25 protein-coding genes are annotated in these 22954 nt (G+C 49.0%); 11 read left to right on the forward strand and 14 right to left on the reverse strand.

The features are described from left to right. The first annotated feature begins 752 nt into the window (after window positions 1-752). The 6 genes from csgB to clsC all read left to right on the forward strand — a co-directional run bounded on the left by csgB (window position 753) and on the right by clsC (window position 4578). Entirely contained in the window at window positions 753-1208 is a 456-nt protein-coding gene (gene csgB / locus G434_RS00735; protein WP_000791650.1) for a curli minor subunit CsgB, read from the forward strand. A 40-nt stretch (window positions 1209-1248) separates the two neighbouring features. Further along, window positions 1249-1704 (forward strand): curli major subunit CsgA, encoded by a 456-nt coding sequence (gene csgA / locus G434_RS00730; RefSeq protein WP_000771435.1) that lies wholly within the window; start codon window positions 1249-1251, stop codon window positions 1702-1704. Between the two features lie 58 nt (window positions 1705-1762). Then, window positions 1763-2095, forward strand: a complete 333-nt coding sequence (csgC, locus tag G434_RS00725) for a curli assembly chaperone CsgC (protein WP_000992818.1) — start codon at window positions 1763-1765, stop codon at window positions 2093-2095. Between the two features lie 120 nt (window positions 2096-2215). Next, window positions 2216-2527, forward strand: coding sequence for a type 1 fimbrial protein (locus tag G434_RS00720; RefSeq protein WP_000489565.1), 312 nt, complete (start codon window positions 2216-2218; stop codon window positions 2525-2527). A gap of 94 nt (window positions 2528-2621) precedes the next feature. Next, window positions 2622-3155, forward strand: a complete 534-nt coding sequence (ymdB, locus tag G434_RS00715; protein ID WP_000857411.1) for an O-acetyl-ADP-ribose deacetylase — start codon at window positions 2622-2624, stop codon at window positions 3153-3155. Beyond that, window positions 3097-4578, forward strand: coding sequence for a cardiolipin synthase ClsC (clsC, locus tag G434_RS00710; protein ID WP_001305893.1), 1482 nt, complete (start codon window positions 3097-3099; stop codon window positions 4576-4578). Before ymdB ends, clsC begins: the two co-directional genes overlap by 59 nt. A 7-nt stretch (window positions 4579-4585) precedes the next feature. Here the strand turns inward: clsC and mdoC are convergent, their stop codons facing one another. After that, window positions 4586-5743, reverse strand: a complete 1158-nt coding sequence (gene mdoC / locus G434_RS00705; RefSeq protein ID WP_001070356.1) for a glucans biosynthesis protein MdoC — start codon at window positions 5741-5743, stop codon at window positions 4586-4588. Window positions 5744-6136: 393 nt separating this feature from the next. Between mdoC and mdoG the strand changes: the two genes are divergently transcribed. From mdoG to G434_RS00690, 3 genes are all read left to right on the forward strand, one after another. Further along, entirely contained in the window at window positions 6137-7672 is a 1536-nt protein-coding gene (mdoG, locus tag G434_RS00700; protein ID WP_001300662.1) for a glucans biosynthesis protein MdoG, read from the forward strand. Next, entirely contained in the window at window positions 7665-10208 is a 2544-nt protein-coding gene (gene mdoH, locus G434_RS00695) for a glucans biosynthesis glucosyltransferase MdoH (RefSeq protein WP_001309403.1), read from the forward strand. The genes mdoG and mdoH overlap by 8 nt, the downstream gene beginning before the upstream one ends. A gap of 172 nt (window positions 10209-10380) precedes the next feature. Next, window positions 10381-10608, forward strand: coding sequence for a YceK/YidQ family lipoprotein (locus G434_RS00690; RefSeq protein WP_001237204.1), 228 nt, complete (start codon window positions 10381-10383; stop codon window positions 10606-10608). Here the strand turns inward: G434_RS00690 and G434_RS00685 are convergent, their stop codons facing one another. From G434_RS00685 to lpxL, 3 genes are all read right to left on the reverse strand, one after another. Further along, a complete protein-coding gene (locus G434_RS00685) occupies window positions 10609-10983 on the reverse strand; it encodes a MysB family protein (protein WP_000180068.1) in 375 nt (124 codons plus the stop codon). 82 nt (window positions 10984-11065) lie between these two features. Beyond that, window positions 11066-12292, reverse strand: a complete 1227-nt coding sequence (gene mdtG, locus G434_RS00680) for a multidrug efflux MFS transporter MdtG (protein ID WP_000074163.1) — start codon at window positions 12290-12292, stop codon at window positions 11066-11068. 171 nt (window positions 12293-12463) lie between these two features. Continuing rightward, window positions 12464-13384, reverse strand: a complete 921-nt coding sequence (gene lpxL, locus G434_RS00675; RefSeq protein ID WP_000183364.1) for a kdo(2)-lipid IV(A) lauroyltransferase — start codon at window positions 13382-13384, stop codon at window positions 12464-12466. Between the two features lie 224 nt (window positions 13385-13608). Here lpxL and G434_RS00670 point away from each other — a divergent pair, with 224 nt between their 5' ends. Further along, a complete protein-coding gene (locus G434_RS00670) occupies window positions 13609-14661 on the forward strand; it encodes an oxygen-dependent tRNA uridine(34) hydroxylase TrhO (protein ID WP_001305889.1) in 1053 nt (350 codons plus the stop codon). Between the two features lie 41 nt (window positions 14662-14702). On the opposite strand, the gene G434_RS00665 is transcribed toward G434_RS00670, so the two are convergent. From G434_RS00665 to mdtH, 10 genes are all read right to left on the reverse strand, one after another. Beyond that, complete coding sequence (locus G434_RS00665; RefSeq protein WP_000749258.1) at window positions 14703-15278, reverse strand: YceI family protein; 576 nt, start codon at window positions 15276-15278, stop codon at window positions 14703-14705. A 3-nt stretch (window positions 15279-15281) separates the two neighbouring features. Then, complete coding sequence (locus G434_RS00660; protein ID WP_000011118.1) at window positions 15282-15848, reverse strand: cytochrome b; 567 nt, start codon at window positions 15846-15848, stop codon at window positions 15282-15284. Between the two features lie 260 nt (window positions 15849-16108). Then, window positions 16109-16222 carry a YceO family protein gene (locus G434_RS00655; RefSeq protein WP_001253418.1) on the reverse strand — a complete coding sequence of 38 codons (114 nt, stop codon included), beginning with the start codon at window positions 16220-16222 and terminating at the stop codon, window positions 16109-16111. 47 nt (window positions 16223-16269) lie between these two features. Further along, complete coding sequence (solA, locus tag G434_RS00650; protein ID WP_000872828.1) at window positions 16270-17388, reverse strand: N-methyl-L-tryptophan oxidase; 1119 nt, start codon at window positions 17386-17388, stop codon at window positions 16270-16272. 114 nt (window positions 17389-17502) lie between these two features. After that, on the reverse strand, window positions 17503-17757 hold the full coding sequence (gene bssS / locus G434_RS00645; protein ID WP_000414436.1) for a biofilm formation regulator BssS: 255 nt from the start codon (window positions 17755-17757) through the stop codon (window positions 17503-17505). Between the two features lie 289 nt (window positions 17758-18046). Continuing rightward, window positions 18047-18292, reverse strand: a complete 246-nt coding sequence (dinI, locus tag G434_RS00640; protein WP_001217754.1) for a DNA damage-inducible protein I — start codon at window positions 18290-18292, stop codon at window positions 18047-18049. Window positions 18293-18365: 73 nt separating this feature from the next. Continuing rightward, entirely contained in the window at window positions 18366-19412 is a 1047-nt protein-coding gene (pyrC, locus tag G434_RS00635) for a dihydroorotase (protein ID WP_000126528.1), read from the reverse strand. A gap of 105 nt (window positions 19413-19517) precedes the next feature. Continuing rightward, the gene (locus tag G434_RS00630) at window positions 19518-20078 is read right to left on the reverse strand and encodes a lipoprotein (protein ID WP_001309405.1); all 561 of its coding nucleotides are present in this window, start codon (window positions 20076-20078) and stop codon (window positions 19518-19520) included. Between the two features lie 133 nt (window positions 20079-20211). Beyond that, on the reverse strand, window positions 20212-20859 hold the full coding sequence (gene grxB, locus G434_RS00625) for a glutaredoxin 2 (protein WP_000780912.1): 648 nt from the start codon (window positions 20857-20859) through the stop codon (window positions 20212-20214). A gap of 63 nt (window positions 20860-20922) precedes the next feature. After that, window positions 20923-22131, reverse strand: coding sequence for a multidrug efflux MFS transporter MdtH (gene mdtH / locus G434_RS00620; RefSeq protein ID WP_000092206.1), 1209 nt, complete (start codon window positions 22129-22131; stop codon window positions 20923-20925). A 235-nt stretch (window positions 22132-22366) separates the two neighbouring features. On the opposite strand from mdtH, the gene rimJ reads away from it, so the two are divergent. Then, window positions 22367-22951 (forward strand): ribosomal protein S5-alanine N-acetyltransferase, encoded by a 585-nt coding sequence (rimJ, locus tag G434_RS00615; RefSeq protein ID WP_000468182.1) that lies wholly within the window; start codon window positions 22367-22369, stop codon window positions 22949-22951. The last annotated feature ends 3 nt before the right edge of the window (window positions 22952-22954 follow it).

Raw genomic sequence — 22954 nt, forward strand, 5'->3', positions numbered from 1 at the left:
TGGAGCTGCATGACAAAGTCATCGGGCATTATCTGAACATAAAACACTATCAATAAGTTGGAGTCATTACCCAGATGTTGCACTGCTGTGTGTAGTAATAAATCAGCCCTAAATGGGTAAAATATAAAACTAATGGATTACATCTGATTTCAATCTAGCCATTACAAATCTTAAATCAAGTGTTAAACATGTAACTAAATGTAACTCGTTATATTAAAATGTTAAACTTAAGGTTTTATTAAGTTTAGAAATGATAGAAAAGTTGTACATTTGGTTTTTATTGCACAATTTTAAAAAATCATACAAATGGTGCTAACTTACTAATAATGCATATAAAAAATATTTCGGTGTAGTCCTTTCGTCATGTAAAACGTTCTTGTTTTTTCTTCACACCTCCGTGGACAATTTTTTACTGCAAAAAGACGAGGTTTGTCACGGCTTGTGCGCAAGACATATCGCAGCAATCAGCGACGGGCAAGAAGAATGGCTGTCTGGTGATTTTTGATTGCGGAAAACGGAGATTTAAAAGAAAACAAAATATTTTTTTGCGTAGATAACAGCGTATTTACGTGGGTTTTAATACTTTGGTATGAACAAAAAAAGAAAAATACAACGCGCGGGTGAGTTATTAAAAATATTTCCGCAGACATACTTTCCATCGTAACGCAGCGTTAACAAAATACAGGTTGCGTTAACAACCAAGTTGAAATGATTTAATTTCTTAAGTGTACGACCAGGTCCAGGGTGACAACATGAAAAACAAATTGTTATTTATGATGTTAACAATACTGGGTGCGCCTGGGATTGCAGCCGCAGCAGGTTATGATTTAGCTAATTCAGAATATAACTTCGCGGTAAATGAATTGAGTAAGTCTTCATTTAATCAGGCAGCCATAATTGGTCAAGCTGGGACTAATAATAGTGCTCAGTTACGGCAGGGAGGCTCAAAACTTTTGGCGGTTGTTGCGCAAGAAGGTAGTAGCAATCGGGCAAAGATTGACCAGACAGGAGATTATAACCTTGCATATATTGATCAGGCGGGCAGTGCCAACGATGCCAGTATTTCGCAAGGTGCTTATGGTAATACTGCGATGATTATCCAGAAAGGTTCTGGTAATAAAGCAAATATTACACAGTATGGTACTCAAAAAACGGCAATTGTAGTGCAGAGACAGTCGCAAATGGCAATTCGCGTGACACAACGTTAATTACTATTCGACTTTTAAATCAATCCGATGGGGGTTTTACATGAAACTTTTAAAAGTAGCAGCAATTGCAGCAATCGTATTCTCCGGTAGCGCTCTGGCAGGTGTTGTTCCTCAGTACGGCGGCGGCGGTAACCACGGTGGTGGCGGTAATAATAGCGGCCCAAATTCAGAGCTGAACATTTACCAGTACGGTGGCGGTAACTCTGCACTTGCTCTGCAAGCTGACGCCCGTAACTCTGATCTGACCATTACCCAGCACGGCGGCGGTAACGGCGCAGATGTTGGCCAAGGTTCTGATGACAGCTCAATCGATCTGACTCAGCGTGGCTTCGGTAACAGCGCTACTCTTGATCAGTGGAATGGTAAAGATTCTACTATGACTGTTAAACAGTTCGGTGGCGGTAACGGTGCTGCTGTTGACCAGACTGCATCTAACTCCAGCGTTAACGTCACTCAGGTTGGCTTTGGTAACAACGCGACCGCTCATCAGTACTAATACATCCTCTGTATTAAAGAAACAGGGCGCAAGCCCTGTTTTTTTTCGGGAGAAGAATATGAATGCGTTATTACTCCTTGCGGCACTTTCCAGTCAGATAACCTTTAATACGACCCAGCAAGGGGATATGTACACCATTATTCCTGAAGTCACTCTTACTCAATCTTGTCTGTGCAGAGTACAAATATTGTCCCTGCGCGAAGGCAGTTCAGGGCAAAGTCAGACGAAGCAAGAAAAGACCCTCTCATTGCCTGCTAATCAACCCATTGCTTTGACTAAGTTGAGTTTAAATATTTCCCCGGACGATCGGGTGAAAATAGTTGTTACTGTTTCTGATGGACAGTCACTTCATTTATCACAACAATGGCCGCCCTCTTCAGAAAAGTCTTAATTTGTTGAAATATCGAGCATAAGATGAATCTGGAGAGAATGGTCTGCTGCGGATCAGCCAACCTGAAAGTATGGATAACACAACCCTCAAGGATGACTAATCATTGAGGAAATAGAATAAATGTTCAGACCTTTTTTAGACTCTCTAATGCTCGGCAGTATGTTTTTTCCTTTTATTGCCATCGCAGGAAGCAGCGCGCAAGGGGGCGTGATCCACTTTTATGGCCAAATTGTGGAACCGGCATGTGACGTCAGCACCCAGTCATCACCCGTAGAAATGAACTGCCCACAGAATGGCTCTGTTCCGGGCAGAACCTATTCCAGCAAAGCGTTAATGAGCGGCAATGTCAAAAACGCGCAAATAGCCTCAGTAAAAGTGCAGTATCTTGATAAACAGAAAAAGCTGGCTGTAATGAACATCGAATATAACTAAGTTTCTGAACAACTCACCTTGCTGAGCAGAAAAATGCGATTTAACCAAAAAGCCTGCTGTACACTTAAGAAACAAGAAGGTGTAAGGAGGCGTTATGAAAACGCGTATTCATGTTGTGCAGGGTGATATTACCAAACTGGCCGTTGATGTGATTGTGAATGCGGCTAATCCGTCATTAATGGGAGGCGGCGGCGTCGATGGGGCCATTCATCGCGCAGCGGGTCCGGCTCTGCTGGATGCCTGTTTAAAAGTCAGGCAACAGCAGGGCGATTGCCCTACGGGGCATGCCGTTATTACGCTTGCAGGCGATCTTTCCGCTAAAGCCGTAGTGCACACCGTCGGGCCAGTCTGGCGTGGTGGTGAACAAAACGAAGACCAGCTTTTGCAGGATGCCTATCTCAATAGTCTGCGACTGGTGGCGGCAAACAGCTATACGTCAGTGGCATTTCCTGCAATCAGTACTGGGGTTTATGGTTACCCTCGTGCGGCAGCGGCTGAAATCGCAGTAAAAACCGTTTCAGAATTTATTACCCGTCACGCTTTACCCGAACAGGTATACTTTGTCTGTTATGATGAAGAAAACACCCACCTCTACGAAAGACTCCTTACCCAACAAGGAGATGAATGATTTGCCCCGGCTGGCGAGCGCGGTGCTGCCACTGTGTTCGCAACATCCCGGTCAGTGTGGCCTTTTTCCTCTGGAGAAAAGTCTGGATGCGTTTGCCGCCCGGTATCGTCTGGCCGAAATGGCAGAGCATACGCTGGATGTTCAGTATTACATCTGGCAGGACGATATGTCGGGTCGGTTACTCTTTTCCGCCCTGTTAGCCGCAGCAAAGCGTGGCGTTCGCGTCCGTTTGTTGCTGGACGACAACAATACGCCCGGACTTGACGACATTTTACGCTTGCTTGACAGTCATCCCCGCATTGAAGTCCGGCTTTTTAATCCTTTCTCGTTTCGCTTGCTACGTCCGCTTGGTTATATCACCGACTTTTCCCGTCTCAATCGCCGTATGCACAATAAAAGTTTCACTGTCGATGGCGTGGTGACGCTGGTAGGGGGGCGAAATATTGGTGATGCCTATTTTGGGGCAGGGGAAGAGCCACTTTTTTCGGATTTAGATGTCATGGCAATAGGACCAGTTGTAGAGGACGTTGCCGATGATTTCGCCCGCTACTGGTATTGCAAATCGGTTTCACCCTTACAGCAGGTGCTGGATGTCCCGGAAGGTGAAATGGCGGATCGCATCGAGTTACCAGCATCCTGGCACAACGATGCCATGACGCATCGTTATTTACGCAAAATGGAATCCAGCCCGTTTATAAATCATCTGGTTGATGGAACGTTGCCGCTTATCTGGGCGAAAACACGTTTATTAAGTGATGATCCGGCGAAAGGGGAAGGCAAGGCAAAACGGCATTCACTGTTACCGCAGCGCCTGTTCGATATCATGGGCTCACCCAGTGAACGCATCGATATTATCTCTTCCTATTTTGTACCGACACGCGCAGGTGTGGCGCAACTCTTACGGATGGTGAGAAAAGGGGTAAAGATTGCGATCCTAACCAATTCTCTTGCCGCTAACGATGTTGCTGTCGTCCATGCCGGATACGCACGCTGGCGCAAAAAATTGCTCCGCTACGGCGTGGAATTATATGAACTCAAGCCGACGCGTGAACAAAGTAGTACGTTACACGATCGCGGCATAACCGGTAATTCCGGTGCCAGCCTGCATGCTAAAACCTTTAGCATCGATGGTAAAACGGTGTTTATCGGCTCTTTCAATTTCGATCCGCGTTCGACATTGCTCAATACTGAAATGGGGTTCGTGATAGAGAGCGAAACGCTGGCACAGTTAATTGATAAACGCTTTATTCAGAGCCAGTATGATGCGGCCTGGCAGCTCCGTCTGGACAGGTGGGGACGGATCAACTGGGTTGATCGTCATGCAAAGAAAGAAATTGTTCTCAAAAAAGAACCCGCCACCAGTTTCTGGAAGCGGGTTATGGTCAGACTGGCATCGATATTGCCCGTGGAATGGTTATTATAAACGCGGCTTAACGGGCTGGTGCTTTATCGTTCTCACGCTTAACAACCGGTTTACCAGAGAACAAAAACTTCAGTAACGGGATGCGTAAATGAATTTCATACAGAATTATCGCAATCCCTACTACGAATATCAGGCCACAGAGAAAACCAAGCCAGTTGGATGTGATGTGCGGTGTAATGTACGCGCCGAAAAACAGAGTTAACGGGTGGTGAACCAGATAGATAAACAGCGATGCATTAACAAAGTAAGTCACCCGCGCTGACTGGAAGTTAAGCAAACGGTGGCCGAAGGAGAAGACCACATTCACCATCCACAGACCGAGGACCATGGTGATCACCGACTCGGTTTCGTACATCCAGGCATCGCCACTGCCATAGCGCTGGTTGAGTAAGTAAGCGACAAATGCCAATGCTGCTGCAAGGGTACAGCCACGAGACGGCGTGGTAAACAAGGTTTTAAGATGAGGGAAAATGAAAGCCAGTGCGCCGAGGATAAAGAACGGCAAATAAAATAGCGTTTGCATGACAATAAAATTGAACATGCCGTTACTCAGAATGGGCGGATACACAATAAAAATCGTTCTTCTTATTACCGCATAGCCGATGCCGAGGCACAAAAAAATCACCGATAGTTTTACCATCGAGAATTTTTTATTCGTTTTATCAGAATTTTCTAAATTATTTCTGATGCGTTTAAATATCCATACGCACAGCGTCGTCATGACTACTAACACCAGTAAAAACCACAGGTGTGATATTAATTCCCAGGCCAACGTATTATATTTGTCATACAATGACAGGCCAGGCCAACTTTCCGCTTTCCCTTTGACGTATTGCAGCATAATAAATTGCGGTAATGTCAGTAGGGGGATGGCTGTTAACATCGGGATACCTACACGTTCGACACGTACTTTCCACCATTTTTTCAAGGGATAGCGTAAAAAAAGCATGTAGGAAAAGTACCCGGATATAACGAAAAATACCTGCATGCGGAACGAGTGGATGAAGTCATTAAAAAGGGTCAGCCACAATGACGGTTCGGCGCTATTCACATGCCATGTATGGCTCGAATAGATTAAAGAAATATGAAAAGGGATCCCTAACAACATCAGCCAGGCGCGGATGGAGTCGAGGAAATATTCACGTTGCGCGGGTACTGGATTCATATATGGTTAACTAATCTCGGATTTTTCGTCTTATCCCTGTCGGGTTATGCCTTTAGGCTTGTTGCCATAGCGACACCGACCTGACCGCGCCAGGCGCAGGCTTCAAGGTTTTTATGCATAGCATCATCGCTACCACTAACCAGAATGGAAGCGTCTGTAAGACGGTTGATAAATAAATTTGCTGGCAAACCCTACACGAAGTCGATGCTTCTGTCTTTAGGAGAAGCACGGAAAGTGAAAACGGTTGCAATCAGGTGCTTAATCCATGAGCCAGCGTGCTGAACGATACCGGGATTCTGTTGTCGGAATGGCTGGTTATCCATTAAAATAGATCGGATCGATATAAGCACACAAAGGGGGAAGTGCTTACTAATTATGAAACATAAACTACAAATGATGAAAATGCGTTGGTTGAGTGCTGCAGTAATGTTAACCCTGTATACATCTTCAAGCTGGGCTTTCAGTATTGATGATGTCGCAAAGCAAGCTCAATCCTTAGCCGGGAAAGGCTATGAGGCGCCTAAAAGCAACTTGCCCTCCGTTTTCCGCGACATGAAATACGCGGACTATCAGCAGATCCAGTTTAATCATGACAAAGCGTACTGGAACAATCTGAAGACCCCATTCAAACTCGAGTTCTACCATCAGGGTATGTACTTCGATACCCCGGTCAAAATAAATGAAGTGACTGCCACCGCAGTCAAACGAATCAAATACAGCCCGGATTATTTCACTTTCGGCGATGTTCAGCATGACAAAGACACGGTAAAAGATCTTGGTTTTGCCGGTTTTAAAGTGCTTTACCCGATCAACAGCAAAGATAAAAACGATGAAATCGTCAGCATGCTCGGGGCCAGCTATTTCCGCGTGATTGGTGCAGGTCAGGTTTATGGCCTTTCTGCACGCGGCCTGGCAATTGATACCGCCTTGCCATCGGGTGAAGAATTTCCACGCTTCAAAGAGTTCTGGATCGAGCGTCCAAAACCGACTGATAAACGTTTAACCATTTATGCATTGCTTGACTCGCCGCGCGCGACAGGTGCTTACAAATTCGTAGTTATGCCAGGGCGTGACACGGTTGTGGATGTGCAGTCGAAAATCTATCTGCGCGATAAAGTCGGCAAACTGGGGGTTGCACCGTTAACCAGTATGTTCCTGTTTGGGCCGAACCAACCGTCGCCTGCAAATAACTATCGTCCGGAGTTGCACGACTCTAACGGTCTCTCTATCCATGCTGGTAATGGCGAATGGATCTGGCGTCCGTTGAATAACCCGAAACATTTAGCGGTCAGCAGCTTCTCCATGGAAAACCCGCAAGGCTTTGGTCTGTTGCAGCGCGGTCGTGATTTCTCCCGCTTTGAAGATCTCGATGATCGTTACGATCTTCGTCCAAGCGCATGGGTGACTCCGAAAGGGGAGTGGGGCAAAGGCAGCGTTGAGCTGGTGGAAATTCCAACCAACGATGAAACCAACGATAACATCGTCGCTTACTGGACGCCGGATCAGCTGCCGGAGCCGGGTAAAGAGATGAACTTTAAATACACCATCACCTTCAGCCGTGATGAAGACAAACTGCATGCGCCAGATAACGCATGGGTACAACAAACGCGTCGTTCAACGGGGGATGTGAAGCAGTCGAACCTGATTCGCCAGCCTGACGGTACTATCGCCTTTGTGGTCGATTTTACCGGCGCAGAGATGAAAAAACTGCCAGAGGATACCCCGGTCACAGCGCAAACCAGCATTGGTGATAATGGTGAGATAGTTGAAAGCACGGTGCGCTATAACCCGGTTACCAAAGGCTGGCGTCTGGTGATGCGTGTGAAAGTGAAAGATGCCAAGAAAACCACTGAAATGCGTGCTGCGCTGGTGAATGCCGATCAGACGTTGAGTGAAACCTGGAGCTACCAGTTACCTGCCAATGAATAAGACAACTGAGTACATTGACGCAATGCCCATCGCCGCAAGCGAGAAAGCGGCATTGCCGAAGACTGATATCCGCGCCGTTCATCAGGCGCTGGATGCCGACCACCGTACCTGGGCGCGGGAGGATGACTCCCCGCAAGGCTCGGTAAAGGCGCGTCTGGAACAAGCCTGGCCAGATTCACTTGCTGATGGACAGTTAATTAAAGACGACGAAGGGCGCGATCAGCTTAAAGCGATGCCAGAAGCAAAACGCTCCTCGATGTTTCCCGACCCGTGGCGTACCAACCCGGTAGGCCGTTTCTGGGATCGTCTGCGTGGACGCGATGTCACGCCGCGCTATCTGGCTCGTTTGACCAAAGAAGAGCAGGAAAGCGAGCAAAAGTGGCGTACCGTCGGTACCATCCGCCGTTACATTTTGTTAATCCTTACGCTCGCGCAAACTGTTGTCGCGACCTGGTATATGAAGACCATTCTTCCTTATCAGGGGTGGGCGCTGATTAATCCTATGGATATGGTTGGTCAGGATGTGTGGGTTTCCTTTATGCAGCTTCTGCCTTATATGCTGCAAACCGGTATCCTGATCCTCTTTGCGGTACTGTTCTGTTGGGTGTCCGCCGGATTCTGGACGGCGTTGATGGGGTTCCTGCAACTGCTTATTGGTCGCGATAAATACAGTATATCTGCGTCAACAGTTGGCGATGAACCATTAAACCCGGAGCATCGCACGGCGTTGATCATGCCTATCTGTAACGAAGACGTGAACCGTGTTTTTGCTGGCTTGCGTGCAACGTGGGAATCAGTAAAAGCCACCGGGAATGCCAAACACTTTGATGTCTACATTCTGAGTGACAGTTATAACCCGGATATCTGCGTCGCAGAGCAAAAAGCCTGGATGGAGCTTATCGCCGAAGTCGGTGGCGAAGGTCAGATTTTCTATCGCCGCCGCCGTCGCCGCGTGAAGCGTAAAAGCGGTAATATCGATGACTTCTGCCGTCGATGGGGCAGCCAGTACAGCTACATGGTGGTGCTGGATGCTGACTCGGTAATGACCGGTGATTGTTTGTGCGGCCTGGTGCGCCTGATGGAAGCCAACCCGAACGCCGGGATCATTCAGTCGTCGCCGAAAGCGTCCGGTATGGATACGCTATATGCGCGCTGTCAGCAGTTCGCGACCCGCGTGTATGGGCCACTGTTTACAGCCGGTTTGCACTTCTGGCAACTTGGCGAGTCGCACTACTGGGGACATAACGCGATTATCCGCGTGAAACCGTTTATCGAGCACTGCGCACTGGCTCCGCTGCCGGGCGAAGGTTCCTTTGCCGGTTCAATCCTGTCACATGACTTCGTGGAAGCAGCGTTGATGCGCCGTGCAGGTTGGGGAGTCTGGATTGCTTACGATCTCCCGGGTTCTTATGAAGAATTACCGCCTAACTTGCTTGATGAGCTAAAACGTGACCGCCGCTGGTGCCACGGTAACCTGATGAACTTCCGTCTGTTCCTGGTGAAGGGTATGCACCCGGTTCACCGTGCGGTATTTCTGACGGGCGTGATGTCTTATCTCTCCGCTCCGCTGTGGTTTATGTTCCTCGCGCTCTCTACTGCATTGCAGGTAGTGCATGCGTTGACCGAACCGCAATACTTCCTGCAACCACGGCAGTTGTTCCCGGTGTGGCCGCAGTGGCGTCCTGAGCTGGCGATTGCACTTTTTGCTTCGACCATGGTGCTGTTGTTCCTGCCAAAGCTATTGAGCATTTTGCTTATTTGGTGCAAAGGAACGAAAGAATATGGCGGCTTCTGGCGCGTTACATTATCGTTGCTGCTGGAAGTGCTGTTTTCCGTGCTGCTGGCTCCGGTACGCATGCTGTTCCATACGGTCTTCGTCGTCAGCGCGTTCCTTGGCTGGGAAGTGGTGTGGAATTCACCGCAGCGTGATGATGACTCCACTTCCTGGGGGGAAGCGTTCAAACGCCACGGCTCACAGCTGCTGTTAGGGTTAGTGTGGGCTGTTGGGATGGCGTGGCTGGATCTGCGTTTCCTGTTCTGGCTGGCTCCGATTGTCTTCTCGTTGATCCTGTCACCGTTTGTTTCGGTGATTTCCAGCCGTGCCACCGTTGGTCTGCGCACCAAACGCTGGAAACTGTTCCTGATCCCGGAAGAGTATTCACCGCCGCAGGTGCTGGTTGATACCGATCGGTTCCTTGAGATGAATCGCCAACGCTCCCTTGACGATGGCTTTATGCACGCAGTGTTTAACCCGTCATTTAACGCTCTCGCAACCGCAATGGCGACCGCGCGTCACCGGGCCAGTAAGGTGCTGGAAATCGCCCGTGACCGCCACGTTGAACAGGCGCTGAACGAGACGCCAGAGAAGCTGAATCGCGATCGTCGCCTGGTGCTGCTAAGCGATCCGGTGACGATGGCCCGTCTGCATTTCCGCGTCTGGAATTCCCCTGAGAGATATTCTTCATGGGTGAGTTATTACGAAGGGATAAAGCTCAATCCACTGGCATTGCGTAAACCGGATGCGGCTTCGCAATAAAAACGTAGTTGCCTGATGCACTACGCTTATCGGGCCTACATCGCTCCTGCAATGTGTTGATTTTGCAAGATTTTGTAGGTCGGATAAGGCGTTCACGCCACATCTGGCAAAAACAACGAGCCAATAAAAATACCGGCGTTATGCCGGTATTTTTTTACGGAAGAGGTATCAAATGCGTTTAATTGTGGTGAGCATCATGGTGACCTTGCTGAGTGGCTGTGGCAGCATTATTAGTCGCACTATACCGGGGCAGGGGCATGGCAACCAATCTTATCCCGGTGTGCAATGGGATGTGCGTGACTCCGCTTGGCGTTATGTCACGATCCTTGATCTGCCATTCTCCCTGGTTTTTGATACTTTACTGCTGCCGATCGACATTCATCATGGCCCGTATGAGTGATTAACGTTCATCCCACTCATCAGCTGCTGCGCGTCCTTCCTCGGTATCCAGCGGTGGCTCAAGCTGAAATTCCCCCTCGTCCCATTCATGTAATGTATTCTCTTCCTGCCACTCCTGGCGGATCTCTATCTCATCATAGTCGCCATCAAAAACACTTTGCGCGGCTTCACCGCTAAGCATAGGTAAACATTCACCTTCTTCCCCTTCGTCGGCAAAAAACTCAACTTGCCACATGATGTCGCCGTCCTGCAAAACGTATTTTTGGGCATTGAACTGTTGCACATTCGCATTTTCGGCGTCGATGCTGGGGTTGTCTGCAAGAAATTCTTCGCGTGCAGCGTCAATGGCTTCTTCAAGCGTTGCGTACATGGTCATCACGATTCTCCCTTTGAGTTGATGAGGTTTCAGGGAAAAGGATAGCTGATTCTCCGCTTTTGCAAGTATGAAAGGCGAAAAATCAGTTCGATACCTGGGGTATTCGACGACGACGTAGACTGTTCCATGAATAGACTGCGTTGAATAACACTACGCCAGCGGTGACGAGAAATACCGCTCTGAAACCGTAGTTCGCTGAAATCGCGGCTCCCATCAATGGTCCGGTAACGTTTCCAATATCACGAAACGACTGGTTATAGCTGAAGATACGCCCGGCGATTTGGTTGCTCGAGTTGTAAACCAACAGTGTCTGTACGGCGGGGAGTAGTGCACCATCGGCGGCACCGAGCAAAAAACGTAAAATCCCAAGTTGTAATGGCGTCTGAACGTAAGACATTGGGATCAATAGCAGTACAGAAAAGATCAGCGCCGTAATCAGGATCTTTTCGGGTCCGATTCGATCGCCAAGTTTGCCGAGTCGTGGTGCACTCAGCAGAGCCGCCACGCCTGGCACCGAGGCGATCATGCCACTGATAAAGGCGACGTTACTGACGTTACCCGCCAGTTCGCGGACATACAGCGTCAGAATGGGGGCAATTGAGCCCGTCGCCACCTGGATGATTAACGTAGTGACAAACAGGCTGAGTACCAGTTTCGGTTTTTTAAGTGATGTCACCACTTCCCGCATGTGCAGCATCTCTTTTTTGCTGACCGGCTGGAATTTTTCTCTGATGCAAAACAGGGTGACGAAAAAGCAGAGTATGAGCACACTGGCGGTAATAAAGAATACCGGACGTAAGCCGTAGCTATCGGCAAGCAAACCGCCAGCCATTGGGCCGAGCAACGCACCGCTAACGCCGCCTGTGGAAAGCGTCCCCAGCGCCCAGCCGCTTTTATTACGTGGTACTTGTGTGGCGATAAGAGCATTAGCGTTGGGGACAAATCCGCCAAGTAACCCAAGAAGCGCCCGTAGGATCAAAAACTGCCAGATATTTTGTGCCAGCCCCATCAACACCATCACGATGCCCATGCCGAGGGCAGAGCGTAATAGCATGAGTTTTCGGCCTTTACGGTCGGCGAGTCCACCCCAAAACGGTGAGGCGATGGCCGAAAATAAAAATGTAATGCTGAAGACAATACCGGACCACATATTCAAGGCGGAGTGGCCCGTAACGCCAAGCTGCTCAACGTAGAGGGGTAAGAAGGGCATTACCAGGCTGAAGGCGGCACCCGTAAGAAAACAGCCTAGCCAGGCGACGATCAGGTTTCGTTTCCAGTTTATAGGGGTGTCATTTTCACAGGGTGACATAGCAATCCGCTGTTGGTGCGCCAGGCGCGGTGAACATAAGAAGAAAAGATAAGCACACTAATTATGCGCCCGACTTCCAGGGGGCGCAATCCAGAGAGCTTTTATCGCTAAATCAGGGGGATTTGCTGTGGTAATGCCGGATACCCTTCTGAAGCATCCGGCATGGGAGATTTAATAGCGTGAAGGAACGCCTTCCGGGCGTGTTTTAAAGCGACGGTGTAACCACATATACTGCTCTGGTGCCATCATGATGCATTTTTCGACCACTTTGTTCATCCACGCGGCGGTGGTTTCGGCATCATCCAGCGGCGGAGAACACTCTGGCGGCAGCATAATCAACTGATACCCTTTGCCATCTGGCTTACGGCGTGGAACGAAGGGCACCAGACATGCGCCGGACATCCGTGCCAGCATCCAGGTTCCGGTCGTGGTCGCAGCCTGCTCAACGGCAAACAACGGGACGAAAACGCTTGAGCGCGGGCCGTAATCATGATCCGGTGCGTACCAGACCACTTCGCCTTTTTTCAGGGCTTTAATCATGCCTTTTAAATCTTTGCGGTCGAGCATCGATTTATTTGAGCGCAAACGGCCCCAGGTTTGTAGCCAGTCAATCAGTGGATTATCGTTCGGGCGGTAAACGCCAATCCCCGGTTCCTGCATACCAAACTGCCGCGCACCCAGCTCCAGTGTCAGAAAATGGATGCCAACTAACAGGATGCCGCGTTTTTGCGCCTGCACGTCACGAATGTGTTCCATGCCGATCACTTCCGTCCAGCGGGCGATTCTGCGGTCCGGCCAGAACCACGCCATGCCAGTTTCCATCAGTCCCATGCCAACGGATTCGAAATTCTTCACCACCATTTTACGGCGTTCTTGTTCGCTCATTTCCGGGAAGCACAGTTCCAGGTTGCGATGCACAATTTTTGCGCGTCGTTTCATAAAACGTAACGCCAGTTTTCCTAATCCACAACCGAGGCGGTAGATAACCGGGTAGGGCAATTGCACGACTAACCAAAGTACGCCAATACCCAACCAGGTTAACCAATAACGCGGATGAAGCAGTGCGGTGGAGAACTTGGGTAGATTCGTCATATCAATCCTGTTTTTCAACCTATACGGGCAATTGTATGTATTGTCGCATTTTTTCGCCCGCAACCAAAATTTGTGGCTGAAGACTGGGCGAAATTGCCGCGCTTGTAAATAACAAATAATTTTTAATGCGCAAATGTAGCGTAAAATGTGTGGATGTTAATTATCGATAATTGCTATATCATGCCGCGGATTTTTACTTTCCCATCTCGCAGGAACCGTACACCATGCCAGTGTTACACAACCGCATTTCCAACGACGCGTTAAAAGCCAAAATGTTGGCTGAGAGCGAACCGCGAACCACCATTTCGTTTTACAAGTATTTCCACATCGCCGATCCTAAGGCGACCCGTGACGCTTTATATCAGCTGTTTACCGCGCTGGATGTTTTTGGGCGAGTGTATCTGGCGCATGAGGGCATTAACGCGCAAATCAGCGTACCTGCGAGCAATGTTGAAACATTTCGCGCGCAGCTTTATGCCTTCGACCCGGCTTTAGAGGGCTTACGCCTGAATATCGCGTTGGATGATGACGGGAAATCCTTCTGGGTACTGCGCATGAAGGTCCGCGATCGTATCGTTGCCGACGGTATTGACGATCCTCACTTTGATGCCAGCAATGTGGGTGAGTATCTGCAAGCGGCGGAAGTGAACGCTATGCTTGACGATCCCGATGCATTGTTTATCGACATGCGTAACCACTATGAGTATGAAGTGGGGCACTTTGAAAACGCGCTGGAAATTCCGGCAGATACCTTCCGTGAGCAGCTGCCAAAAGCAGTCGAGATGATGCAGGCACATAAAGATAAAAAAATCGTTATGTACTGCACCGGCGGCATTCGTTGTGAAAAGGCCAGTGCCTGGATGAAACATAACGGATTCAATAAAGTCTGGCATATCGAGGGCGGAATTATTGAATACGCCCGCAAGGCGCGCGAGCAGGGTTTACCGGTACGTTTTATTGGCAAAAATTTTGTTTTTGACGAGCGGATGGGCGAACGTATATCTGATGAGATTATCGCGCATTGCCACCAGTGCGGTGCGCCGTGCGACAGCCATACCAACTGTAAAAATGATGGCTGCCACCTGCTTTTTATTCAGTGTCCAGTATGTGCGGAAAAATACAAAGGTTGTTGTAGTGAGATTTGCTGCGAAGAAAGCGCGTTACCGCCTGAAGAACAGCGACGCCGTCGGGCAGGACGTGAAAATGGCAATAAGATCTTTAATAAGTCTCGTGGGCGTTTGAATACAACACTGGGCATTCCTGATCCAACGGAATAAATATCATTGCCGGATGCGTGCCATCCGGCAACATTTCACTCTTACTTCTGCTGTACGCCTTCCACTGAAATAATCAGATCCACTTCCTGAGAAGCTGGACCTAAATCTGTCTTGATATTGAAGTCTTTGAGCTTAATTTTGCCTTCGGCCTCAAAGCCTGCACGTTTACCGCCCCACGGGTCGTCGCCCTGACCAATTAATTTCGCTTCCAGCGTGACGGGTTTGGTTACGCCATTCAGCGTCAGATCGCCGGTAATATCCAGGTCGTCACCGTCTTTCTTCACGCTGGTGGAGGTGAATGTTGCCTGTGGATATTTTGCGGTATTGAGGAAATCTGCACTGCGAAGATGTTTATCGCGTTCGGCGTGATTAGTATCGACGCTGGTGGTGTTAATTGTCACATTCACTTTATCGGCAGCCGGATTTTTTTCATCAAAGGTAAAAGTACCGTCGAAATCTTTAAAGGTGCCATATAACCAGCTATAGCCAAGATGCTGGATGCGGAAGTTAACAAAGGCGTGCTGACCTTCTTTGTCAATTTTGTAATCGGCGGCAACCGCTGAACCGGCAGAGAACATCAGGGAAGCGAAGGTTAAACCAAGCAGGCTTTTTTTCATTTTTTATACTCCATAGTCAGATGACGACTTTCCCAGCATGCGCTTCAGAGTGTCGTCTTTATCGATGAAATGATGCTTCAGGGCCATAAATCCGTGCATAACGGACAGTACTACGACGCTCCACGCGAGCCAAAAATGCAGGGCACCGGCAAAGTCAGCCTGTGCGCCAGCGTCGGCGAGGGTCGCGGGGACGTCAAACCAGCCAAAAACGCTGATCGGTTTACCATCGGCAGTTGAGATCAGATAGCCGCTGATGCCGATGGCGAACAGCAATAAGTACAATGCGAGATGTCCAGCCTTTGCGCCAAGACGAGTCATGGGCGAATAACTCTGCAGCGGACCCGGCGGTGGAGATATGACGCGCCACAGAACGCGAATAACCAGCCCCATCATTAACAAAATACCGATGCTTTTATGCAGTTCGGGTGCTTTGTGATACCAGCCATCGTAATAACTGAGCGTGACCATCCACAGACCTAAAGCAAACATGCCGTAGACAATAATTGCGCTTAGCCAATGGAAGGCCGCAGATATAACACCATAGCGTTCAGGGGTATTTGTGAATGACATAAGTGCATCCAAAACGAATTTGCGAGAGAAAGAAAATGGCGTGTCGGAGAATGAATTGCAACACAAAAATAACAAATTGAATGATATTTATTTTTATTTCAATAATTTTGAATTAATAATGAAAGAATCTTCATAAGTTTAGTGGGTTCAGCATCAGAGATGTCTGGTGAGTGCTGTAGAAGCAGGAATAATCTCATTCAATTTTTCACGCTAAATGAAAGGGAGATTAAATATTTGTCAGTTTATGTCAGTGCGGAAAACTAAAAATAAAACACATAGATCAGATCCATAATTGCCAACAATCCCCAGAGAAAAAGATAAAGCATCAGATGCTCGCGAATATTATTGATGAGATAGTGCAACAGCCGACGCATTAAATACTCCTGTAAAAACGGCCTCATTCTGGAGGCCGTAATGATGATTATTGGAAGCGGGAAAGCCTGAATGGCGTCAAATCAAAATCGCTTTTTTTGTCTTGCGCAAAATCGGCAGCTATTTCCCCTAAAACTGACGCAAATTTAAAACCGTGCCCGCTCAGGCCGGTAATGAGCAGTGTATTATCGTGGCCGGGTAGAGTATCGATAATAAAATCTTCGTCAGGCGAATTATCATAGGTGCAGGCAGCGCCGTACAGGCAGCAACCGATACCCGGCAATACATTGCGCAAGAACGGGAAGGCTTCTGACCCATCACTGGCCACTTCCGCAAACGGAACACGTTCATCCGCTGAATGGATAACCTGGCCTCCGTTATGTTTGCCAATCTTCAACGCGTCGTTTTCTGCCGGAAAACCATAATATTGATCGCCATTGGGCAGTTCACCGGTAAACGCCGGGAATTTATTCTTCACGCTATAGCGACCATCGGCCTGATACCAGGCAAATACTTTGCGTACGGGCTGGACAGGCAGCTCCGGGAGCAGGTCTTTTACCCATGTTCCCGCGCAGACAATCGCTTTTTTCGCCTGATAATCACCGTCAGCCGTTTCAATAGTTACGCCATCATCGTCATGACGAATTGCGGTGACCGGGCAGTTGAACAGCTGCGCACAGCCCGCTTCCTTCGCCAGTTGGATCCAGGTTTTAATCGCCAGTTCGCTGCGCAAAAAACCGGAATCAGTCTCAAATAAGCCGATATAGTTGTCCGGGACGCGTATTTCTGGCCAGCGGGCCATAATCCCTTGCGCATCGAGCTTTTCAACGTTGAGTTGCCATTGTTCGGCACTGTGGGCGACGTTGGCGAGAAATGTGGAATCAGCCGGGCCAAGGTTAATGACGCCAGAGCGTACAAAAATGGGATCTTCTTCGTTGTGGCGGGAGAGTTCATCCCACAGCGTTTGCGCGCGGAGAACCAGCGGGACATACTTTTCGCCTTCACCATAAGCATGGCGAATTAATCGCGTATCGCCGTGGTGGCTGCCGTGTTGATGCGGTGGCATATGGGCGTCGGTCATTAGCACGTTTAAACCGGCACGGGTTGCATAATACCCGGCGGCAGCGCCTACGGAACCGCTGCCAATAATGATGAGATCGTATTTCATTTTTTTCTCTCTGCTCTCATGGTTTAAGCAGAGTAATTAACTGAATGCAGATATACAACCCAGAAATGGTAAAGGCACCGGTGAGGTGCCTTTTGGGTGGATGGTCATGTCATGTTAATGACGCTGATACTCGTTTACCGGGAAATCACCGGATTCAATTTTGGCGATTCCTGCTTCTAATATCGAAATAAATTGTCTGGCAACATCAGTGGTTAACCAGAGCGTCTGACCAACTTCAGTCCCTTCCTGCTCGGACTTATTTGGGGTCTGGTAGTGCAAACGCAACATCAGCGCATCATAGCTATCAACGGTGCTGATGTCCCACCCTACGAGCGGATGAGTCTGAATGACTTCATTATTTTTTTCCATCATGGCCCCCTAATTCGTGTTACTAGACAACGTTATTCGAGGTTCAATGCGTTTTTATCTGAAGCAACTTCAGTATACCAATAAGTAAGGGTATTCACCGAATTTTTAAAGGGGGGAACAGATAAATTTTTGCTTTTAAGATTTATATGAACAATAAAACAGCATGTCATTCATATTTTTTTAGCATATTGTGCAATTATTTTGAGGGAGTGTAGAAATTTTGTACTCAAAATTTGTAAGTAAAATAAAAAAGCCGGGGCGACCCGGCAAAAACAAAAATCACTGCATATTATTCGCTGACAAACCAGTCATCGGCGCTTTCCCACGTTTCCTGGAGAATTTCGCTAATGCGCTGTTTATCTTCTTTTGTTGCGCCAATAACCGATAAATTATTCGCTGCGGCATAACGTACCGATACGTGGCCTTCATTATCAGGAAACGCATACTGAATACGGCGGGAAAGTTCGCCAGCCAGGGCGTCAATAGCCCCAGCTGGCAATGGAGAAGTTTTCGCTATGGTGACTTCAATTCGCATAATAGCCCCCTGTTGAATATACTGGTTATTTATACAGGTAAAATAACCTAATGACAACAGGAAGCTAGGATTTTTATTGTTTAACGGACCAGCGTACCGTTTCCCCGGCGAGGAATGGCACCAGTGTGTCATCAGTCAATGCGATGCTTTCAGCAACCTGTTGCTCTTCGCGGACCAGTTCGATGAATGTGTCGTTGACCGGCAAGCCATAGAACTGTGGGCCGTTTACAGAACAGAATGCTTCAAAGTGCTGCAGAGCATTCATCTCTTCAAAGACGGTAGCGTAACTGCCCAGCGCGGTTGGGGCGTTGAAGCAGCCCGCGCAGCCGCAGCTGCTCTCTTTGCGATGACGTGCATGCGGCGCAGAATCCGTACCGAGGAATACGCGATTAAAACCGCTGGCGACCAGTTCACGCAGTGCCTGTTGGTGAATATTGCGTTTGAGGATGGGGAGACAATACAGGTGTGGACGCACGCCACCAACCAGCATATGGTTGCGGTTAAACATCAGATGCTGCGGAGTGATGGTGGCAGCCAGCCGTTCATTTCCGTTACGGACATAGTCGGCAGCGTCTTTGGTGGTGATGTGCTCAAAAACGACTTTCAGCGCAGTCAGGCGCTGGCGCAGCGGTTCCATCACGCTTTCAATAAAGCGCGCTTCACGATCAAAAATGTCGATATCTGCATGTGTCACTTCACCATGCACCAGTAACGGCATACCGATTTTTTCCATGCGCTCAAGTACCGGCATGATTGCGTCAACTGACGTCACGCCGTGACTGGAGTTAGTGGTTGCGTTTGCCGGGTAAAGTTTGGCAGCGGTGAACACGCCTTCGTTAAATCCACGCTCAAGCTCATTAGGGTCTAGTGAATCTGTCAAATAACAGGTCATCAGCGGGCTGAAATCGTGCCCGGCAGGTACGGCGTCAAGAATACGCTGGCGATAAGCCACGGCAGCCTCAACGGTGGTCACGGGCGGAGCCAGATTGGGCATTACGATAGCCCGTCCATAAATTTCGCTGGTATACGGCACGACAGTTTTTAACATGTCGCCATCGCGGAGGTGAAGGTGCCAGTCGTCTGGGCGGCGGATCTTTAATACCTGGGATGGTGCAGTCATTAATCTCTATGCTCCGGCTGAAGGGATGTTTTTGCCGGACACAAAGGATAAGCGGAAACGTTTTCCTTTGCACGAAAAATAAAGGGCGCGAATGCGCCCTCGTGATTAATCCGTAAACGGAATGACAATTTCGCCTGGCTTCACTTCAATGCCTTTCGCCAGTTTCTTCGCCATTGCTTCGCCCTGGCTGCCATCTTCGTGCAGGACGTAAGCTGGTTGCTGGTTAAAGTAATTGCGTAATGCCTGGTTCAAATAGGGGAGCAACGTTTGCATCACCGTTTGCATTTTTTCCGGTTGTACCGTCGCATCGACCACTTCCATCTCTTTCAGGAAGATCGCACCTTTTTCTTTATCAAACACGGGCAGCGCTTTCAGCTTCAGTTTCATGGTCGCTTTCTGGCTACCGAACAGGGAGTTCATGTCCAGATTGGCGTCTCCGGTTAAGGTAACCTTATTCGGCTCTTCGCGACCAATTTGGCTGGTCAGGTTTGTCAGAACAATATGGGCGTCAGCCACGCCGGGTAAACCGATATCTTTTGAGAAATTATTATGTTTCGCAAGCGACTGGTTAATTTCTTGTTCGGTGATGGTGTATTGGGTGAGTTGATTACAGCCAACGAGCAGGCCACTGACGATCAATGCAGCGGCAAATAAAAACTTGTTCATGGTAGTCCTCGACATGAAATCTGCGTCAATATCCTGACACAACGCAGCATGTGTCACCAGCGATAAACGCGCCAGCAGAAAAAACTGAAAACGGCGGCAACCCGCGAATACAGGCTGCCGCGGCGGGTCAGGATTAAATCGCCATTGATGATAACAAATTGATTTGTGTCTGTTTCGCCATATTATCGCGGTAATCAGCAACGCGGCTTGGCCAGTTGATTCCGGCTACCAGCGTCAGATTACGCAGGAGCGGAAATAGCTGAATATCATCTTCCGAAAGTTCGCCATTCACGGCGTTCGGTTTGACGATCAGTTTGTCCAGCGCACGTAAATCATCGCTGATATTCTTAATCAGACCGTCAGAGTGGGCCAGCAGGTCGGCAAAATTACCCGCGCTGGCCTCTTTCTTGTCGACGAAATATTTGCGCGCGGCAGGAGTAGAAAACTCATCAAATGCCGATTTGGCAAAACGCGGCAACAGCAGTTTGTTGGCGTAGCCATTGACCTTGCGCAGCCACTCTTCAATGGCAGGGGAACGTTTGCCGGTCAGTAACGGTTTGCCGTCGAGTTTATCGACATAGTGAACGATGTCCATGCTTTCTGGCATATAGCGGCTGTCATCTTTTTGCAGAATGGGAACCTGTTTTTGACCGACCATCCGGGTGGGTGTTTCTGCGTCGTCGTTGAGCAGAACATGTAATTCGACGGGGATATTTTTCAGGCCGAAAATCATGCGGGCTTTGAGGCAGTAAGGGCAGTGATCGTAAATGTATAGCTTCACGTGACTCCTCCATTTGGCTGTCAGTTCACTTTCAGTATGGAGGAGTCAGGGGGGAGTATCAAATCAGGCGTCGCGTTCCAGCAAACGACGCGCGGCGCGTTTCTGGCTAAACTGCCAACCCAGCGCAAGGAAAGTGAAGATGCCAATAATGCCCAGCATCATCCACGGAAGCTCTGGCTGGTGCGCCGATTTGCCCAGGTCAAACAGCCAGCCGCCACCGATATAACCAATAGCGCCGCCAATCGCCAGACCCAGACGGCTAAACCCCATATAGCTGCCGCGAGCTCTTGCGTCTGCCAGCGAAGCACTTAAGGTTTCACGCGCAGGCTCGGCAATGATCGACCCGATATAAAACAGACAAATCAGGGTGAAAAGTTGTTGCAGGCCGCTGACCATGCCCACTGGCATCATGCTTAATGACATTATCAACAGCCCAGCCATCAACCGATGTTCCAGACGAAAATGCTTTTCACTCCAGCGGGCGATAGGATAGAGCAACGTTAACGACAGACACGCTTCAATGGCATACATCCATTTAACGGCAGAGGGCGCGCCCGCCACGTCGTTGACCATAATTGGCAGCATCAGCATCACTTGTACAGCCAGCATGTAGTAACCCGCCAGCGTCAGGACATAGGTGACAAAACGCTTGTCACGCATCACGCGGGTCATGCCTTCGCGAACGGGCGTGCGTACAGTGGAGAGTTTCCATGCCGGTAACAACCACGCATTGAACGCTGCACACAGCACAAACAAAACTGCCCCTGTGGCGCAGACCAGGCGAAAGTCGTATTGCAACAGCCAGCTCCCCAACAATGCGCCAATGACCGCACCGGCACTGTCCTGCATCATCAACAGCGAGAAAAAACGACCACGCTGTTGTGGACGGATTAGTTTCACCACCAGCGCCGAACGCGGCGGATCAAACAACGTGCCGCCGAGTCCCGAGAGCAGGCATGAAAACCACAGTAGCCACGGTTCGTGGGCGATACCCATTGTGGCGAATCCGGCGGCACGCATCAGCATACCGGTAACAATCATCGGTTTGGCACCAAAGCGGTCGGCAATTGCGCCGCCGAAAATACCCAGACCTTGCTGAATAAACTGGCGTAGACCGAGGGCAATACCGACCATGACGGCGGCCCAGCCCATTTGATCAACGAAGCGGATAGAGATCAGCGGGAAGACAACAAAGAACCCCAGCACGACCAGCATATTATCGATGAGCAGGAAATATTTACCCAGGTTCCTGGCCTGCGACACGCGGGACATTTCCCCTCCCGGGAAATAAAAGATGAGCACTTTCTATTCTGCATTGCCGCTAAGACTTTTCCCATCATTTCGGGGACAATATTTTTTTATCAAAACGTCGCTTTGATAGAGAGTTTTTATCAAATATGTGAATAATGCAGAAAATGGCATTCTGGACTTTTCACAGGGTCTGGTTGCGCAGGTATAGTAATACTTACAGCGTATTAAAGACGTTACGGGAAGGAGTAGGTATAGAATGTTTGGCTATCGCAGTAACGTGCCAAAAGTGCGCTTAACCACAGACCGACTGGTCGTGCGTCTGGTGCATGATCGTGATGCCTGGCGTCTGGCGGATTATTACGCAGAGAATCGCCATTTCCTCAAGCCCTGGGAGCCAGTGCGCGACGAAAGCCACTGTTATCCATCAGGCTGGCAGGCCAGGCTAGGGATGATTAACGAATTTCATAAACAAGGTTCAGCTTTCTACTTTGGCTTATTCGACCCGGACGAAAAAGAGATTATTGGCGTTGCCAATTTTTCCAATGTTGTTCGTGGCTCTTTTCATGCCTGCTATCTCGGTTATTCGATTGGGCAAAAATGGCAGGGCAAAGGACTCATGTTTGAAGCCCTGAGCGCAGCCATTCGTTATATGCAGCGCACCCAACATATTCATCGCATTATGGCTAATTATATGCCGCACAATAAACGCAGCGGTGATTTACTGGCGCGACTGGGTTTTGAAAAAGAAGGCTATGCGAAAGACTATCTGTTGATTGATGGACAATGGCGCGATCACGTACTGACGGCATTAACTACCCCAGACTGGACGCCCGGCCGCTAAGGA

It is taken from the genome of Escherichia sp. KTE172 (assembly GCF_000408845.1).
In the GTDB taxonomy this organism is placed as follows: Bacteria; Pseudomonadota; Gammaproteobacteria; order Enterobacterales; family Enterobacteriaceae; genus Escherichia; species Escherichia coli.

Excerpts from the sequence above, each read along its gene's own strand:
- mdoH (WP_001309403.1), top strand. The coding sequence starts at position 7,665 with ATGAATAAGACAACTGAGTACATTGACGCAATGCCCATCGCCGCAAGC.
- G434_RS00670 (WP_001305889.1), top strand. The coding sequence starts at position 13,609 with ATGCCAGTGTTACACAACCGCATTTCCAACGACGCGTTAAAAGCCAAA.
- solA (WP_000872828.1), bottom strand. The coding sequence starts at position 17,388 with ATGAAATACGATCTCATCATTATTGGCAGCGGTTCCGTAGGCGCTGCC.
- mdoC (WP_001070356.1), bottom strand. The coding sequence starts at position 5,743 with ATGAATCCAGTACCCGCGCAACGTGAATATTTCCTCGACTCCATCCGC.
- dinI (WP_001217754.1), bottom strand. The coding sequence starts at position 18,292 with ATGCGAATTGAAGTCACCATAGCGAAAACTTCTCCATTGCCAGCTGGG.
- bssS (WP_000414436.1), bottom strand. The coding sequence starts at position 17,757 with ATGGAAAAAAATAATGAAGTCATTCAGACTCATCCGCTCGTAGGGTGG.
- G434_RS00720 (WP_000489565.1), top strand. The coding sequence starts at position 2,216 with ATGTTCAGACCTTTTTTAGACTCTCTAATGCTCGGCAGTATGTTTTTT.
- G434_RS00690 (WP_001237204.1), top strand. The coding sequence starts at position 10,381 with ATGCGTTTAATTGTGGTGAGCATCATGGTGACCTTGCTGAGTGGCTGT.
- clsC (WP_001305893.1), top strand. The coding sequence starts at position 3,097 with ATGATGAAGAAAACACCCACCTCTACGAAAGACTCCTTACCCAACAAG.
- G434_RS00655 (WP_001253418.1), bottom strand. The coding sequence starts at position 16,222 with ATGCGTCGGCTGTTGCACTATCTCATCAATAATATTCGCGAGCATCTG.
- G434_RS00660 (WP_000011118.1), bottom strand. The coding sequence starts at position 15,848 with ATGTCATTCACAAATACCCCTGAACGCTATGGTGTTATATCTGCGGCC.
- rimJ (WP_000468182.1), top strand. The coding sequence starts at position 22,367 with ATGTTTGGCTATCGCAGTAACGTGCCAAAAGTGCGCTTAACCACAGAC.
- G434_RS00665 (WP_000749258.1), bottom strand. The coding sequence starts at position 15,278 with ATGAAAAAAAGCCTGCTTGGTTTAACCTTCGCTTCCCTGATGTTCTCT.
- mdoG (WP_001300662.1), top strand. The coding sequence starts at position 6,137 with ATGATGAAAATGCGTTGGTTGAGTGCTGCAGTAATGTTAACCCTGTAT.
- mdtH (WP_000092206.1), bottom strand. The coding sequence starts at position 22,131 with ATGTCCCGCGTGTCGCAGGCCAGGAACCTGGGTAAATATTTCCTGCTC.
- ymdB (WP_000857411.1), top strand. The coding sequence starts at position 2,622 with ATGAAAACGCGTATTCATGTTGTGCAGGGTGATATTACCAAACTGGCC.
- csgB (WP_000791650.1), top strand. The coding sequence starts at position 753 with ATGAAAAACAAATTGTTATTTATGATGTTAACAATACTGGGTGCGCCT.
- lpxL (WP_000183364.1), bottom strand. The coding sequence starts at position 13,384 with ATGACGAATCTACCCAAGTTCTCCACCGCACTGCTTCATCCGCGTTAT.
- pyrC (WP_000126528.1), bottom strand. The coding sequence starts at position 19,412 with ATGACTGCACCATCCCAGGTATTAAAGATCCGCCGCCCAGACGACTGG.
- G434_RS00630 (WP_001309405.1), bottom strand. The coding sequence starts at position 20,078 with ATGAACAAGTTTTTATTTGCCGCTGCATTGATCGTCAGTGGCCTGCTC.
- mdtG (WP_000074163.1), bottom strand. The coding sequence starts at position 12,292 with ATGTCACCCTGTGAAAATGACACCCCTATAAACTGGAAACGAAACCTG.
- csgA (WP_000771435.1), top strand. The coding sequence starts at position 1,249 with ATGAAACTTTTAAAAGTAGCAGCAATTGCAGCAATCGTATTCTCCGGT.
- G434_RS00685 (WP_000180068.1), bottom strand. The coding sequence starts at position 10,983 with ATGACCATGTACGCAACGCTTGAAGAAGCCATTGACGCTGCACGCGAA.
- csgC (WP_000992818.1), top strand. The coding sequence starts at position 1,763 with ATGAATGCGTTATTACTCCTTGCGGCACTTTCCAGTCAGATAACCTTT.